The organism is Bacteroides sp. AR20, from assembly GCF_964250605.1.
Taxonomy (GTDB): domain Bacteria; phylum Bacteroidota; class Bacteroidia; order Bacteroidales; family Bacteroidaceae; genus Bacteroides; species Bacteroides uniformis.
On record NZ_CAXUGK010000002.1, the window covers coordinates 122,937 to 138,107 of the forward strand.

The window sequence follows — 15,171 nt, forward strand, 5'->3', positions numbered from 1 at the left end:
AACCCAAATACACACTACCATGAATAGAATAAAATCTTTCTTGTTGGCAAGCATGTTTCTCCTGCCAACAACGGCGCAGCAAGCAACTGCCCCAGCCATTCCACAAGACAAAAAAATAGAGCAGAAAGTGGAAGCCCTACTGAAAAAAATGACCCTTGAAGAGAAAATAGGCCATGAGAGAAATTGGCATACCCTGCATCTATGGACTGGACCAAAATCACGGGACAACCTACACAATGGGTGGAACGCTCTTTCCTCAAAACATCAATGTGGCTGCTTCCTTCAACCGCAACCTGGCCCGTGAAGCCGCACGTATTACTGCCTATGAAACCAAAGCCGGCAGCTGCCCGTGGACTTATTCTCCCACCATCGACCTGGGACGCGATCCCCGCTGGCCACGCATATGGGAGAATTATGGCGAAGACTGCTACGTCAATGCAGAAATGGGGCGGGCTGCCGTACTCGGCTTCCAAGGAGAAGACCCGAACCATATCGGCAAACAAAATATTGCCGTATCGCTAAAGCATTATATGGGCTACAGCGTCCCCTTCACCGGAAAAGACCGTACACCGGTATACATCTCGGCTCAAGACCTTCGTGAGAAACACTTTGCTCCTTTCCTGGCTTGTGTAAAAGCAGGAGCATTATCCGTCATGGCAAGTCAACGGATTGCCCGTACACGCCAATTACAAACTCTTGACCTAATGGCTGAAAGAAGAACTGAACTGGGATGGAGTACTTGTCACGGACTGGGCTGACATCAACAACCTCTGGCGCCGCGAAAAAGTGGCAGCCGACAAGAAAGAAGCCATCAAAATCGCCATCAACGCAGGTATCGACATGGCCATGGAACCTTATGAATGGGATTTCTGTACACTGCTGAAAGAACTTGTACACGAAGGCGAAGTACCCATAAGCCGCATTAATGACGCCACCCGGCGTCACCTACAATGAAAAAGGGGCTTATTGGGCCGAAAACAAGCCGGAAATCGAAAAAGCCGTGAAAGCAGCCACAGAAGTCGATTACATCATCGCCTGCATCGGTGAAAATTCTTATTGTGAAACTCCCGGCAACCTGACTGACCTGACCCTCTCGCGCAATCAGCTCGATTTAGTAAAAGCACTGTCTGCTACGGGAAAACCCGTCATCCTTATACTGAATGAAGGCCGTCCCCGCCTCATCAATGAAATAGAGCCGATGGCAAAGGCCGTAGTAGACATCATTCTGCCGGGAAACTACGGAGGAGACACCCTTGCCAACCTGCTCAGCGGTGATGAAAACTTCAGTGGAAAGCTGCCCTTCACCTATCCGAAAGAAATCAACTCACTCATCAACTACAACTACAAGGTGAGCGAGGAAGTGGAAAAAATGGAAGGGGCCTACGACTATGACGCGGTTGTATCCGTGCAATGGGCTTTTGGATACGGACTAAGCTATACCTGCTTCAGCTATAGCAATCTGAAAGTAAACAAGGCAGACTTCACAGCCGATGACGAGCTTATCTTCACTGTGGACGTAAAAAATACAGGAAGCCGTGCCGGCAAAGAAAGTGTTCTCCTTTTCAACAGTGACCTCATAGCTTCAATGACCCCCGACAGCCTTCGCCTGCGAGCTCCCAATCGGTAGTCTATATTGCCAGTCTCCCATTTACTACATTCCCTATTTAAGCAACAATTCCTGCAATACTGCATTTTAAATTCTTGCTTACTAAAACTTATTCGTCCGACAGCCGTTGAATTATCGTCCGACAGTTGTCGGACGAATCTGCAACAGCTGTCGGACGATAATTCAACAAGTATCGGACGAATAAATCTTAGCAAAGAAAAAGATAGATGGCTTACCGCTTGATTTATTTGTGAGTACCCGCGTACACAATCAGTACCTTCCCCAAAGAATCAAGTTGCCAATGAGTTCTCATGAGCTTGTCATTGCAACTTCAAGAATGGTAACGTATTTCCACCGGTAGACAATGGCAGCTTGCAGCACATCGTTGGGTTTCACGGACGACTGTATGTTGGTAAACGTAAAGCCACGGGTACTGAGACGCTCCTTCAGTAATGCCTCCACCTCCTTCTCCATCATCCACTCCACGCTCACTACCGGCCAGATTGACGATGATGCCCGTCTGTCCCGAATCAATACCGGTCATTTTTGGAGAAAAGAAAGCCTCCCTTCAGCGCAAGTCCCTCGGTACGGGTAGTGCCGGATGCCGTGATACGGATGTCACTGTTTACCCAGAAACAGATGCGCAGAGCTGTAATATCACTGCCGATGAAATCTTCTGCTTTGCCGGCGCCTTTACTTCCTTCTCGCAAGATACTCGATGGCATAAACCGGCCAGCGGGGAACTTTGCGGATATTTGTACGGACAGCAGGAATGTCGCACAGCAGGAAGAGGGCGGCAAGGCCTAAAGCGAACCAGATAACATAGCCATAGACCTGCTTCATTGCCACCATCATCATGGAGTGCAGGAAGTCGCGGCCAACGTATTCGCCGAGGTTGAAGTGCGCCATATCCAAATGCGTGAGAGTGAGTTGCTGTCCGTAGCTCATCATGTTGTCGTTCATAAAGTGCGAGAAGATAGTGGTATAAATGCCATAACCTGCCGCTCCTGCCAGATACATGTGGAGGATGTTGAACACGAACAAGCCCATGAAGAACTGCTCAAGACTTGGCACTGATTCGTCTAAAGCCCACATCAATGTCGGGACAAGGATGGCATACGCAAATCCTCGCAAGAAGATGGCAAAACGGTACTGCTCGATATTGACGTTTATGTCAAGCGTGAAGTACATCAGCATGCCATAGAGTGCGATACCGATGAAGGCAATGCCGAAGAGTTTCCACACCTTCCACTTCTTGACTTTCAGCCAATAGAGATCGAGCAGGATACCGAGGTACATGCCGGGAAGTGCCCACATATACTGCGACTCTTTGGTCAGCTCCTCCAGCCGGATGACTTCGCTGTAGAGTATCTCTTCCATCGTGTGTTCAGCACCGAAAGCAAGTTCGGCAAAGAAGGTGACGAGGAGGATGGAAACAACGTTGCGACGTGTAAAAAGACCAAGCTCGATGTAGGGGTAACGGTAGTAGCGCAGGCGGTAGAGCACAATGCCGGAAAGCACAATGGCAGCACCGAACAGAAGGCGTATGCGGAGGGTATCGAACCACATGAAATAGTCGCCGTACACTACAATGTACGACACCACGAGCATCAGTCCGCAGATGAGCAATGCTCCCTGAAAGTCGATACCTTTGAGCGACAGACGCTGGGGCATGGGACAAAACGGACGGCAGAAGATGGCCTGCATGAGCAATACGAACGACATAGTGCCGATGGTGAAGACGTGCATCATCTGCCATGTGAAATGATGACCGAACCAGGCGGCAAGCCATCCGCTACCCTCGATGGCGGTGAGCAGGATGATGTGAAGCACGGGGAAGAAAACGGCAAAATCGCGTCGGGGGGTAATCCAAAGCTGGATGTTGCTCATGCACTCGAACGTGCCCTGTATCTTAGCCATTCCGGCTATGAAGCACACTATCATGAGCACAGGCATCGACTGGCAATGCATCGTCAGCACATTGCATACGGCAAGAACGATGGCAGAACCGCAGAGCAACTGCTTGTTGGTGAAGCGGAACTTCATGCGGAAAAGCATAGGAAAATAGACAGCCATGCCCGCGAGGGTGGCATAAAGCAGAAAGAGCACGTCCTCAATCATGAAGTCGGTGGTGCCACGAATGCCATCCAGTGCACCAAGGTAGATGCCACCGCCGAACTGGAAGCAAAAGGCGGTCAGCACGTACAGCCACGGCTGTATCCGGCGAGGTACCCATCCCTTCATCATAGGCATGGAAAAGCCCATGCCGGGTGGAGGGCCACCGGCGCTCTTCATAAAGAATTCAGTCAATTGTCCCATTACTCCTCAACGATACATTCCACATTATAACCGCCCTTGAGCCTGGCAACATCAGCATTCTCATCGAGCTTGATGCGTACGGTGACGCGCTGTTCGACCTTCACAAAATTACCCGTGGCATTGTCGATGGGAATAAGTGAGAAGGCACTGCCGGTAGCATCAGAGATACGTTCCACCGTACCCGTATATTGTATACCGGGAACGGCATCGGCTGTAATCTCAGCTTTACCACCCACCTTGATGTGAGGCAACTGGCTTTCCTTGTAGTTTGCCTCAACCCAACGTTCACCATTGTCAACAATACTCACCAGTACCTGGCCCGGATTGACAAGCTGACCTACGTGAATATCCTTCGTGCCAACGGTACCGTTACAAGTGGCAATGATGTAGCAATAGGAGAGGTTGAGACGGGCGAGGTCGACGGCACGACGAGCCAGTTCGATGCCCTGCTCCGAAACGGAAAGGTGATGCCCCTGTTCGGCCACAACAGCCGACTGCATCTGACGTGAACGAACCGCCTGCTCGTAGGCTGCCTTGGCACTCAGATAGCCCGTATGTACTTTATCATATTGTTGTCGGGTAACAGCATCCTGACTGAGGAGCTTCTTGAAACGAGTATCCTCACGCATGGCATTCTCCATCTGTACACGTACGGATTCGATGCCGGCTTCGGTAACGGTCATGCTTGTCTTGGTGGTAACGATGCTGCTTGCCGTTCCCTGCGAACCGTGTTCGGCACGGATAAGGTCGGTCTCGGCTTGGGCCAGTCGCAAGCGAAATTCGGCATCCTCGATGATGGCAAGCGTATCGCCTTTCTTTACTTGCTGGAAATCCGCGAACCGTACCTCACGGATGAAGCCTTGCACACGGCTGCTCTGAGGCACGACGTTCTGGCGTACACGGGCATTGTCGGTAAATTCTCCACCGCCGAAATGCATAAACTGGCTCACCACATAAACGGCTCCACCCAAGAGGCAAAGCACGATGAGCGCATTGTATAAATAGATGTGTATCTTGTTCTTTTCCATTATTATAAAGTATTTGTTACGTATTTGAGTGTATAGAAATTATAAAGCATGCTGATGCGGGCATTGACCAGTGCCATTTCGGCGGAGAGTTTCATGTTGGAGGCATCGACCATGTCGGTAAGGAGTGCAAGGTCGTTCTGATAACGGTTCTGCACCACGGAGTAGTTCTGATTGGCAAGTTCCACCTGCTTCTGCTGTGTCTTCACCTCGGTGTAGGACGTAAGGAGGTTGGTGTAGTTTGCCTGTACAGCATTCTCCACACCCTCACGAGCCAAGGCGAGCGCTTCCCTCGACTGCCGATACTCTGTACGTGCCTTGCGGATATGGTGTTTGTTCTTCCAAAGACTGCCAAGATTAAACTTTACGCCTATCCCGACAAACCACACGTTTACATTGCAATCCTTCGGGATGAGGTCTTGTGTATAAGGACCAAAGAGATGATTCTCTGCCACGACAGCCACCGAAGGCAATGACTCCGCCTTTGCCTGCTTCACCTTCTGCTCTGCCAGATTTGTGGCAACCGTTGCCTGGCGGATACCAAGATTGTTGTCCGTTGCCGTCTGCTGCCATGTGTCTTGAACGGCGATTGCCGAGAGTGCGTCTATTTCTGTGTTGAGCTCATTCTTATCGGGAACTATAACCGTCTGCTCCGGTAAATGAAGCGTTGTAACCAGTTGATGGTTGATGATGGTAGAAACATCGGTGAGCTTTGTCAGTGTGAGTTCAAGACTCTGCAACTGGAATTCATAGCGAGTGATGTCGTTCTGCAAAACAGTACCCTGCTCACGGCGGGCTTTCATTTGGTCAATCTCCTTCTGCGTAAGTGCGATATTCTGACGCACCACTTCTATCTGATTGCCTAACTTGTAGAGGTCAAGATAGTAACCCGTCAACAAGAAGCGCACCTCCTGGCGGTTCTTCTCCACATCGAGTTCTGCCATTTTTTCGCCCAATTCTGCCATGCGGATGCCCGAACGGATAGCGCCACCGGCATACACAACCTGCGACACCTGAGCCGTGAAACTATTTCCCCAATGGGGGGTGTCCTGCTTACCGTTTGCCACGGGAATAGCTCCCATACCCGGCACGATGTAATCGGTCGTTCCATCGGTCGAAAAACCTCGCGACAGCATGAAGGCATTGCCCGTATAACTGCCTTGAAGGCTCAAATCCACACTCGGCAGCAAAGCCGATTTGGCTGCTGCCACCCCTTCGCTGGCTGCCTGCAAAGCCACCTCACTCACCCTCACCTTCTGACTCTGTTGGTCAGCAAGATTGTAAAGTGCCGTGAGTGTCATCGCCTGCACAGCCTTGTCTTGTGCATATATAGGCACAAGACAAGGCTCTCCGGCCATCAGAGCGACAGCCAGAGCAGAATAAACCATAAGTTTGTTCATGAAATAAAAATAGATGTATTGTTGTTCATTATTTTTTCCTCTAACCGTTAACTATAAGCCGTTAACCTCTGTTCATTCCCTCGGAAATACTAATAATGAACCATAAGAGTCCGGACAGTACAACATCTGCCACAATGCGCTACAAACGGCCTCATCAGGGAATATAAAAAAGATGAGAACCGAATTTCGAGCACTATTGATTAAGAAATCCGGTGCAAAAGTACAAATAAAAAGTCGAAATAGGGTTAAAAAAAGTCGGTAAGTATCAAAAATTAATGTTTGAAAAGCATGGTATCATCCTTTTTCTTATTGACAATTTTAGCGTTTCAATGTTGCAATGCGTAATGCCACTCCAAACGCCTTTTAAATGGGTATTTCTCCGGCACCGAGGAACACCCTCTCCGACACCGGGGAACTCTGCCTTCCCTGGTGCCGGAAAACAAAAAAAACGCATTGCCTATATAATTACAGAAAATCAGCTTATTCAAATCTGTTCTTATTTCTCTGCCAATAGCTGCACAGATTCATCCGTCATGTGATGGTCTGCTGTCAAGCTCCAGTCATTGTTCTTTTCGTCCCATTCGTAACTGAGGTAGCGCAAGACACTGCTGTCGGTCTGCCGATAGACGGCTTTCTGCTTGATGTCGGTGTAGGCATTGCTTTGCTCGTTCCAGAGGGCGTATTCCACAGTGACGTCGTCCGTATAGAAGAAGTTAAGACTGTGGTGCTTCTCAAAGCTTTGCGTGGATTCGTTCCATTTCAGCACTTCTTTTTGGGAGATGCGACCGGAGTTGTCGTAAATATAATTGTACTTCAGGTGGCGGTGCAGGAATTTCTGATTCTCCACTTTGAATACGGTTTGTGTTTCCACACGGCCGTCGTTGGTTTCGGTATTATAGGCAAAGTTGTCTGTACGGTTAACGGCTGCTGCGCTTACTACGTTTACTAAAGAGGTCATTGCGATGATTGCTGAAATTACTAAAGTCTTCATAATGGTTCTATTTTTTAAGTTATACATTTTGTTTCAAGTTCTTGTCTTTGGGGGAGTTGTTCCCTTTCGACATTGCAAAGATAGGAGGTGGTAAAAAGCTTTTAGGTTATCGTTACGTTAATGTTAGGTTAACGGAGATATTTATTACTTTTGCGCCCAAAACAAGAACAAAATGAAAACACGTTTCCTCTTATATCTTTCCTTTTCCAATCTATCGGAGACGTAACTGGATAGGCATACAGCAGACTGTCACCACATCTACTATTGAGAAGTACCATCTTTCTTCTATGTCGTCCCAAACGGTTCGGACTTTCTTCGCTTCGAAAAGCTTGATGGCATTATGCTGGGGCATGATATTATGTTTTCAATTCTTAGTTTTAAGCTCTTTGATTGGGTCCTCGTTATGTGACAGAAACAATGCTCTTTCTTCAATTTAATCATAATTTCTGTTTTATTGCATCAGTTGACATAGTCTGTTTTCTTAGGTATAGTACAAAATATATGATTATTTTGACTTAAAACAAATCGCAGTCAATAAATCACTGCACATCATATGACAATAGGGAATAGCCTGCACCACAGACCATCCCCTATCACCTTAATTTTACTTGTGTGACTTCCTCTTACTTCACCACACCGTCCGTCATCGTAAAGCCTTCCAGAGAGCCGGCTTTCACCTGAATACAAATCACACTGATGGCGCTGTCTGCCGCAGCCGACAATTGGCGTTCTCCTGCCGGAGCCACGCGAAGCCAGTCACCCGCCTGCAGTTCTACGGTTTCTCCGTCAACCACCATGGTGCCGCGTCCGGAGAGGACGGCATAAATTTCTTCATTTTGCTTGTGCGAATGCACAAAAGGTACTCCTGCACCAGCCGGCAAATTGCTGATAGATACTTCTGCACCAGTCAGATTCAATGAATCGTGCAACTCGACACGTGCCTCGCCTGCGGGCACATTTACTTTTTGATAGTTCTTCATAATCACTTCTCCTTAGTATGTTTTGATTTACGGCTGCAAAGTTAGCCAACTACCAGACATCGTACAAGAATGCACTTGAAGCTCAGTTAGTTACCTCCATGTTACCATTATTGGCAAATAAGGAGTTAGAAAAATAAGATTAACAAAAATTATTACTATTTTTGCCGAAAAAGCAAATATCGACTAAACTCTATAAAACATGAAGATTCTGAAAAAAATTTCAAAAGTAATAGTCATCGTAATGGCTGTACTGGCAACCATTTGGTGTGGTTTGTATGTTTATGCCAACTATTTCTATAATGACAAGCAGATTGATGTAGAAAACTTCTACATCGCGGAACTACCGTTAACCCCCTCGCAGTTTGAAGAAGATTTCAAAGAAATACACCAGATTGTCATGGAGAATTATTCATTATACCAAGCCAAGCATCTGAATATGGATTCATTGTATCAAGCTTGTGACGCCCGCGTTCGCCAGGCGCAGACCACCACAGACTACGGACTGATAGTGCAGGAATACATCTCTGCCTTACAATGCGCCCACGCCATTACCTGCTACAAGAGGTACACAGCCAATCAGCGCGTAGCCTTTATAGAGGATTCCTTGTTCGTTGACAAACCCAGTGACTATCTGACAGAATACGGCTTCCAGGACAAAGACCGGATTATAGCTATCAACGGACTCCCCTATAAACAATGGATTGAACAGAACGAAAAATATACCGAAGCATCTACCGTCCCCCACAGACGGCTCCGTACAGCCTATGATGCGTTCCGTAGTTATGCAGACACCCTAAGAAACTATACACTACTGAGAGGGGGCGATACTCTGACCATCACCCTTCCCTTGAAACAAAGGGACTATTTTCCGGATAGCGAAGAACAAACGGTGGAGAGCAGGATATTACAAGACAGCATTGGTTACCTTACCATCAAAACCATGATGAATCCCGTCATGGAAGATTTCAAGGCGGTCTATCCCAAAGTCAAGGATTTACCATACCTCATTATAGACGTACGTAGAAACGGAGGAGGAAACAGCATGAATGGAGTAGACATCTGCAAGTACTTCATCCGCGAAGCACAACCACACTGCGTCAGCAAGAACTACATCATGCAGCCCGAAACCGACGCCTATAAAGGTAAAATCTATCTGCTGACCGACACATATACGCTCTCTGCTGCCGAGAGCTTCACACTCGACATGAAGGAAAGCGGAAATGTCACCCTCATCGGCGAAGCTACCGGAGGGGATACCGGCAATGGCCCCCGTCCTTTCTGTACCAAACAGCGGACCTATTTCCGTATCCCTACCCGCCAGCCGGACGTCTCTTCTAAAGGTTTCCCCATGGAAGGTATAGGCATACCGCCCCATCATCAAGTATCCCAAACCGTAGCAGATTTCATGAAGGATGAAGATACAGTGCTGAATTATGCTGTCGGACTGATAACAGAGAAACAATAATACATTTCCTCAACGAAAAAGAGCCAAGTATCAAAGGTGTGTCACCTCACGATACTTGGCTCTTTTGTATTTGATATATTATCCTTTATTTGGTACTTGCCAACATCAAAGCCGCATTGCTGTCATTCAGTTCGTAAACGGTAGTTTGCGTATAGCTGTCGTAACCATTAGTTCTACTGTTCCAACGGGCATAGTTCAACTCAACTTCACTGTCAGTGTATTCAACATCCAGCTTGAAATAAGGCACCCAGGCTTCCTTTACGCTATCCCACTTGAAAGCTTCCTTGCTCGTCACACGGTTCTCACTGTCATAAGTGTAAGTGTAGCGGAGGTGACGGAAAAGGTGTCCGTCCTCATTGCGGAAGATAGTCTTGGCGGTCATCAGTTCGCCGGTCATCTCCTCGTTTTTCACATAATCGGCAGGAGTTGCCGCACTTGCAGAAAAGTTCATTACACTTGCCATTACCACTGCCATCATTACCACTGCTTTTGAAAATACTGTTGCTTTCATAATCGTTATTTTTTATTGTTATTACTTCTTTCTCTGAGGAGGTTGTTGTTTCGTAACCGCCTTCGCCTATATATAGTCAATCTGCGTGCCAAAGAATTAAATCACTGATTATCAAAGAATAACTATTTTATAGTAATGTCCATTTTCGGACAACTGTCCGCACAAAAACGAACAGCAAAACAAAAAATAAACGAAATATCATGAAAGTATTTCTACATTAGCAATAATATTATGTAACAGTAGTAAACTGTTTGATGATTGTCCCTACAAAAAGCTGATTTATACTTATCTTATCTCAATGGCGGCATCTGAAAACGTGGTGGGGCAATAGTCGCTCCGCCACTGCCCCCTCTATTATCAAAGACGGTGTTACGCAGAATCTCATACAAGATTCCACCTACATCCAGACTTAATTTAAACTTGTCGAAATTATAATAGGGAATCACAACGGGAACCGTCTCCCAACGACCGCGATAAGCATCGTAATAACGTTGTACTCCAACTTCCATACCAAAACGTTCGGACATATCCAGAGACATGGTGGCACCGTAGCGGTGGGTATCCATCCCGTAAGTATTTCCTATGGCATACGAACCGAAAACCTTAAAAGCTACACGGTCCGAAGCCTGATACCGCAAAGCTCCCGAAGTATTGAAAGCCTGCCCGGTGGAATGAATCATATTTATCTTCATGGCATCTACGCCAAGCTGGAGCGTCAGCCTTTGGTTAAAGGCATGCTGATATCCCAGGGAAGCATTGTTGAAACGTCCGATACCCGATACGCTGGTCTGCCCACCGGAACCGAATAACATACCGTGAGGAAACTGTCTTAATACACCGCTTGTACTGTAATCTCCCCGAAATAGCAGGGAAGGATTGGTCTGATAAGGCAGACGAAGAGACTCTTTCAGTGAAAAATCGGGCAGGGAATAGGAGTGCTCCGGATGAAACATGGAAGAAGGGGCAGAGTTTTCAGAAGGAAGCTCAAAAGGAGAGAATAGAGATTCATTGAATTCCGGCTGTATCTGTATACTGTCACGAATGAAACGTACACTGTCTTCCTGCGCAAAAAGCAATTGCGGCACAAAAGCCAACAGCAGGCAGATTCCCAAACGAGCACCAAGACAAGAGATACTGACTTTCCGTTTTATACGCATATACCCTCCTTCTTTATATTCATATAATACTGCTATACAAAAATAACGAAAATAAACCAGAAGAACAGTACATGTACTGCTAAATTATTGCAATATAGAAGGATACATTATTAATTTTCTATCAGTATCAATCCTACTCCTTTCACTGTTTTAATGGTTACCGACTCGTCTTCCGAAAGAAATTTCCGAAGTCTCGTCACAAATACATCCAGGCTGCGGGAAGCAAAGTAATCATCTTCCGTATTCCAGAATTTATCCAAGATAGCTTCCCGGCGGATAACGTCTCCCCGCTTCTCACAAAGCATCTGCAACAAACCTGTCTCGCGCACAGTCAAAGTCTTGTTTACACCCGAAGCATGTTTCAAAGTGGCATGTGTGGCATCCAACACATATTCCTTGCCTATCTTGTAGCATTGACTCGTGTCTTTCGATTTTTTGCCTTTGGAAAGCTTCAATAAGGCGTGGACATGTGCATCCAGTTCTTCGGGAATGAACGGTTTCTTTATATAGTTATTGGCACCGATTTCATAACCTTTTACCACATCTTTAGGAGATATCAGGGCAGAGGAGAACAGAATCGGAGTTTCCCCATCTGTCTCGCGGATACGCTTCACCATCTCGTAACCGTTCATAACGGGCATTTCTATATCAGATACTATCACATCAGGATGTTGTTCTTTCCACTGTTTCAAGCCCTCCTCGCCATTGGCGGCAGTAATCACTTCATAACCGCCTATCATATCTTCCAACCCTCCCTGAACTATATATCTCAAGCTTGCATCGTCTTCTACCAACAATAACTTTATCATAATGCGTTTATTATATATTGCAAAAATAAGGAAAAGAATGAATGCAACAGTCATATTGCTATAAAATAAACGAGGAAAACAACGCCTCTTAACCTAATATTAACGTAGCGATAACTTATGAAGCATGTGCCCCACTCTACCTTTGCAACATCAATACAAAAAATCCACACTATGAAAGCAGATATTTCAATAACAAAAAGCCGAAAAGGGACAGAGATAGTAGTTTCGGGCAAGAGGATTAATAAATACGGCATCATAGCTGCCATAGTATTTGCAGTACCAATGCTGATTCTGTTTCAGTCGATACATGGAGAAACAACCAGCCATCTATCGCTGGTCAGATTCTTCATGTGTATATTGGCAGCTGTCCTGGTAAATCTATTCCTACATAAACTGTTGTTCAGATTGTTTTCGCCGATACGCATGTGGCAATATCGCACCACATGCCTGCTGCCCTTCCTGCTACTGGGTATATTGCCCCTTATATATGGTATGACAAGTGGCAATTATGATGTCACACGATTTGGAATATTACTGGCTGTCATGAGTTTCGACGACCTTTACATCCTCTGGCAATTACGCTCATTCGGCGGAGACTCCTATATTACTGACAAATCAGAAGGATTGAATCTCCACGTGTGGTAAATTTATACAGTCTCAATAGGAAAGTAGAGTGTAAATTCACTGAAGCACCCCTCTTCACTTTCCACTTCTACCCTGCCGCCATGTGCCAGCATCACCTGCTGTACATAATTCAGGCCCAGACCAAAACCTGCAGCACCGCCCCTTCCACTTCGCCCGACTGCTGCAGAACGTTCAAAACGGTTGAAGATAAGAGACTGGTCTTTTAAGGGAATACCCAATCCGTTGTCACACACCTTTATCTTGCAGAAGCCTTTCTCCGATTCGCAAATAATATCTATCTTTACCTCTTCATGGGAATATTTAATGGCATTGTCCAGCAGATTGCCCAACACTTCACGCAAACAGAAGGCATCGGCATACACCATTTCACAACGATGATAAACGGTCGTAAATTCTACCCTTTTGCTGGTTTTCAGAGAAATTTTGGCAATCATATCATCAAGTAAAGGCCGCAAAGGCACCTCTTCCTGATGGAGTTCCAAATGTCCCTCATCCAGCTTGGTAAGTACCAGTACACGATTGGAAAGGGTAAGCAGATGCTCACACTCTTCCATCATCGCCTGCCGGTATTTCTCTTCTTTTCCGGGCTTACCGGACAATTTGCCGCTATTCAGAATATGAGCTCCCATCAGGATGGAACTCAGAGGAGACTTCATGCCGTGTATCATAGCATAAGTAAAATCCTTCTGGAATTGCTCCAAATGCCGCTGTGTACGCAAAACTTTCACCTGGCCGAGAATACAGTCCAACACCACCAAAAACATCACCCAAAGAGGCAGAAACAGATACCATACGGAACTTATGACGTAGCGATACGGATTCTTCACCACACCTTGTATACAAAGGATGCTGTCCTCCTTCAACGGTATAAACCGGGAAGAAATATCCTGATATTTTGCCGAGGCATATCCTGCTTCCACCACTGTACTATCGGAGGGAGCGTAGTACTGGCGGATACCACTCTTATAGGTCATTCCCAAGGCTTCCAACCTGGAAGCAAAAGCAGAATCGAGGTACTGCACGGAGAGAGGAAGTTCCATTCCGCTTTCATTGATGCTGCGCTGCATAATCAAAGCAGAGCGTAGTCGATAATTCAAATCGACCGGATTGTACATATGTACCACTCCAAAGCGGTTCACCTTATACTTCGACTGCTCTTTCTCCAGAAATTCCCTTTGCTCCTTTGCAAAAGGCGATTCAACACTCTCTTCCCATTCATCCTTTCCATCCCTATCAGTCTGTTCGTAGAGCAAAGAAAGGCGGCGTTTCAAGACCTCGTCATAAAAAGCTGCTTCAAAACAATCATTTACCTGATAGGCAGTTTCTTTGAAAGAAGCACGGTACAGATAGACAAACCAGACTACCATCAGCAGACAGCCGGCAATCAACCCGACAATCGAAAAGACTTTAAAAGAATATTGCTTGCGCACCTGCCGCTGCCGTTCGCTTTGCTTAGCTCCCGTAAGCGTATGTTCTGTCATGTCCAGCAAATGTTGCCCCGAGGCTTCTATATCTGCCCACCGGCTCTCCGATATCTGACTACGTACCTCACCTATCGGCAACCTCATCTTCTCTGCCAGCACATAAAAAGCAGACCGCTGCTTCTCAATATCATTACCTTGTTTAAGTATGGAATCCATTTGCCTGGCCCAACTGTACACCAGAAAAACAACCAAGAGAAGCGTAGGAAGGAACAAAAAGACTATATCCTTGACAAGCGGTATAAAAGGAGAAAACATGACAGCTTCAATGGCCTCTCCTTTCTTCTCATTCAACCAGGCTTTTTCCGAAAGAACAGACTTGAACCGTACATATACCGAACGCTTGCTTCTGTCCGTCGCAGGACGGATATTTACAGTCCGGTCTATATTTTTCCATTTCAGTTTCTTCTCTACCAACCTCGCCATCACATCTAATGGAATGGCGACATGATATACATCTTCGAGAAAGGAAGCTGCCTGCTGATAGTTTAAAAACATCTCATCTTCGAAAGACCTGATACTGTCTTTGGATAGATACGAGTAAAAAGGGATAGTCATGTCAGGAAACGGTAAATTATTAATCTCGTTGTCCACCGTTTCGATAAAAGCCAGACGAAAACATTCGTTCAGTGCGCGTTCCGCCTCTTTCTTGGTATTGTCGTAAGCATACATCATACCACCAATCTGCACCACAATTACCAGTAGCAGCCCTACAATAGAAAGGATATAGAGTGAACGAAGTTTCATCTTACCTATTATTTTGAGGACAAAGATAGCATTTT

At 46.2% G+C, this 15,171-nt stretch carries 13 protein-coding genes and 1 pseudogene; 3 read left to right on the forward strand and 11 right to left on the reverse strand.

Annotated features, from left to right (window positions below; genetic code table 11):
- Positions 1-19: 19 nt before the first annotated feature.
- Positions 20-1,615: pseudogene (locus ACESTD_RS01740) on the forward strand (glycoside hydrolase family 3 protein); the annotation flags it as partial.
- Positions 1,616-1,915: 300 nt separating this feature from the next.
- Here ACESTD_RS01740 and ACESTD_RS01745 read toward each other — a convergent pair.
- The 7 genes from ACESTD_RS01745 to ACESTD_RS01775 all read right to left on the reverse strand — a co-directional run bounded on the left by ACESTD_RS01745 (position 1,916) and on the right by ACESTD_RS01775 (position 8,321).
- Positions 1,916-2,140 carry a hypothetical protein gene (locus tag ACESTD_RS01745; RefSeq protein ID WP_229078195.1) on the reverse strand — a complete coding sequence of 75 codons (225 nt, stop codon included), beginning with the start codon at positions 2,138-2,140 and terminating at the stop codon, positions 1,916-1,918.
- Positions 2,137-2,316, reverse strand: a complete 180-nt coding sequence (locus tag ACESTD_RS01750; protein WP_130080703.1) for a hypothetical protein — start codon at positions 2,314-2,316, stop codon at positions 2,137-2,139. The genes ACESTD_RS01745 and ACESTD_RS01750 overlap by 4 nt, the downstream gene beginning before the upstream one ends.
- A complete protein-coding gene (locus ACESTD_RS01755) occupies positions 2,300-3,925 on the reverse strand; it encodes a hypothetical protein (protein ID WP_130080704.1) in 1,626 nt (541 codons plus the stop codon). Before ACESTD_RS01755 ends, ACESTD_RS01750 begins: the two co-directional genes overlap by 17 nt.
- A complete protein-coding gene (locus tag ACESTD_RS01760) occupies positions 3,925-4,953 on the reverse strand; it encodes an HlyD family secretion protein (protein WP_373158625.1) in 1,029 nt (342 codons plus the stop codon). The genes ACESTD_RS01755 and ACESTD_RS01760 overlap by 1 nt, the downstream gene beginning before the upstream one ends.
- Before the next feature lie 2 nt (positions 4,954-4,955).
- The gene (locus ACESTD_RS01765; RefSeq protein WP_272195413.1) at positions 4,956-6,338 is read right to left on the reverse strand and encodes a TolC family protein; all 1,383 of its coding nucleotides are present in this window, start codon (positions 6,336-6,338) and stop codon (positions 4,956-4,958) included.
- 508 nt (positions 6,339-6,846) lie between these two features.
- Positions 6,847-7,368: a DUF3836 domain-containing protein gene (locus ACESTD_RS01770; protein WP_005824811.1), complete on the reverse strand. Its 522-nt coding sequence runs from the start codon at positions 7,366-7,368 to the stop codon at positions 6,847-6,849.
- 596 nt (positions 7,369-7,964) lie between these two features.
- Positions 7,965-8,321, reverse strand: a complete 357-nt coding sequence (locus ACESTD_RS01775; protein WP_005824807.1) for a cupin domain-containing protein — start codon at positions 8,319-8,321, stop codon at positions 7,965-7,967.
- Positions 8,322-8,520: 199 nt separating this feature from the next.
- Here ACESTD_RS01775 and ACESTD_RS01780 point away from each other — a divergent pair, with 199 nt between their 5' ends.
- Positions 8,521-9,786, forward strand: coding sequence for a S41 family peptidase (locus ACESTD_RS01780; RefSeq protein ID WP_057256608.1), 1,266 nt, complete (start codon positions 8,521-8,523; stop codon positions 9,784-9,786).
- 85 nt (positions 9,787-9,871) lie between these two features.
- Here the strand turns inward: ACESTD_RS01780 and ACESTD_RS01785 are convergent, their stop codons facing one another.
- The 3 genes from ACESTD_RS01785 to ACESTD_RS01795 all read right to left on the reverse strand — a co-directional run bounded on the left by ACESTD_RS01785 (position 9,872) and on the right by ACESTD_RS01795 (position 12,263).
- Positions 9,872-10,297, reverse strand: coding sequence for a DUF3836 domain-containing protein (locus ACESTD_RS01785; protein ID WP_008662201.1), 426 nt, complete (start codon positions 10,295-10,297; stop codon positions 9,872-9,874).
- Positions 10,298-10,587: 290 nt separating this feature from the next.
- Positions 10,588-11,454, reverse strand: a complete 867-nt coding sequence (locus tag ACESTD_RS01790; protein ID WP_373158624.1) for a hypothetical protein — start codon at positions 11,452-11,454, stop codon at positions 10,588-10,590.
- Positions 11,455-11,564: 110 nt separating this feature from the next.
- Positions 11,565-12,263 (reverse strand): response regulator transcription factor, encoded by a 699-nt coding sequence (locus tag ACESTD_RS01795; protein WP_034532712.1) that lies wholly within the window; start codon positions 12,261-12,263, stop codon positions 11,565-11,567.
- A 171-nt stretch (positions 12,264-12,434) separates the two neighbouring features.
- Here ACESTD_RS01795 and ACESTD_RS01800 point away from each other — a divergent pair, with 171 nt between their 5' ends.
- Positions 12,435-12,908 (forward strand): metalloprotease family protein, encoded by a 474-nt coding sequence (locus ACESTD_RS01800; protein ID WP_008662204.1) that lies wholly within the window; start codon positions 12,435-12,437, stop codon positions 12,906-12,908.
- A gap of 2 nt (positions 12,909-12,910) precedes the next feature.
- On the opposite strand, the gene ACESTD_RS01805 is transcribed toward ACESTD_RS01800, so the two are convergent.
- The gene (locus tag ACESTD_RS01805) at positions 12,911-15,136 is read right to left on the reverse strand and encodes a sensor histidine kinase (protein WP_373158623.1); all 2,226 of its coding nucleotides are present in this window, start codon (positions 15,134-15,136) and stop codon (positions 12,911-12,913) included.
- Positions 15,137-15,171: the final 35 nt, after the last annotated feature.

What these genes read in the sequence shown, in the direction of transcription:
- ACESTD_RS01755 (WP_130080704.1), bottom strand. Translation starts at nt 3,925, where the DNA reads ATGGGACAATTGACTGAATTCTTTATGAAGAGCGCCGGTGGCCCTCCA.
- ACESTD_RS01760 (WP_373158625.1), bottom strand. Translation starts at nt 4,953, where the DNA reads ATGGAAAAGAACAAGATACACATCTATTTATACAATGCGCTCATCGTG.
- ACESTD_RS01765 (WP_272195413.1), bottom strand. Translation starts at nt 6,338, where the DNA reads ATGGTTTATTCTGCTCTGGCTGTCGCTCTGATGGCCGGAGAGCCTTGT.
- ACESTD_RS01770 (WP_005824811.1), bottom strand. Translation starts at nt 7,368, where the DNA reads ATGTATAACTTAAAAAATAGAACCATTATGAAGACTTTAGTAATTTCA.
- ACESTD_RS01775 (WP_005824807.1), bottom strand. Translation starts at nt 8,321, where the DNA reads ATGAAGAACTATCAAAAAGTAAATGTGCCCGCAGGCGAGGCACGTGTC.
- ACESTD_RS01780 (WP_057256608.1), top strand. Translation starts at nt 8,521, where the DNA reads ATGAAGATTCTGAAAAAAATTTCAAAAGTAATAGTCATCGTAATGGCT.
- ACESTD_RS01785 (WP_008662201.1), bottom strand. Translation starts at nt 10,297, where the DNA reads ATGAAAGCAACAGTATTTTCAAAAGCAGTGGTAATGATGGCAGTGGTA.
- ACESTD_RS01790 (WP_373158624.1), bottom strand. Translation starts at nt 11,454, where the DNA reads ATGCGTATAAAACGGAAAGTCAGTATCTCTTGTCTTGGTGCTCGTTTG.
- ACESTD_RS01795 (WP_034532712.1), bottom strand. Translation starts at nt 12,263, where the DNA reads ATGATAAAGTTATTGTTGGTAGAAGACGATGCAAGCTTGAGATATATA.
- ACESTD_RS01800 (WP_008662204.1), top strand. Translation starts at nt 12,435, where the DNA reads ATGAAAGCAGATATTTCAATAACAAAAAGCCGAAAAGGGACAGAGATA.
- ACESTD_RS01805 (WP_373158623.1), bottom strand. Translation starts at nt 15,136, where the DNA reads ATGAAACTTCGTTCACTCTATATCCTTTCTATTGTAGGGCTGCTACTG.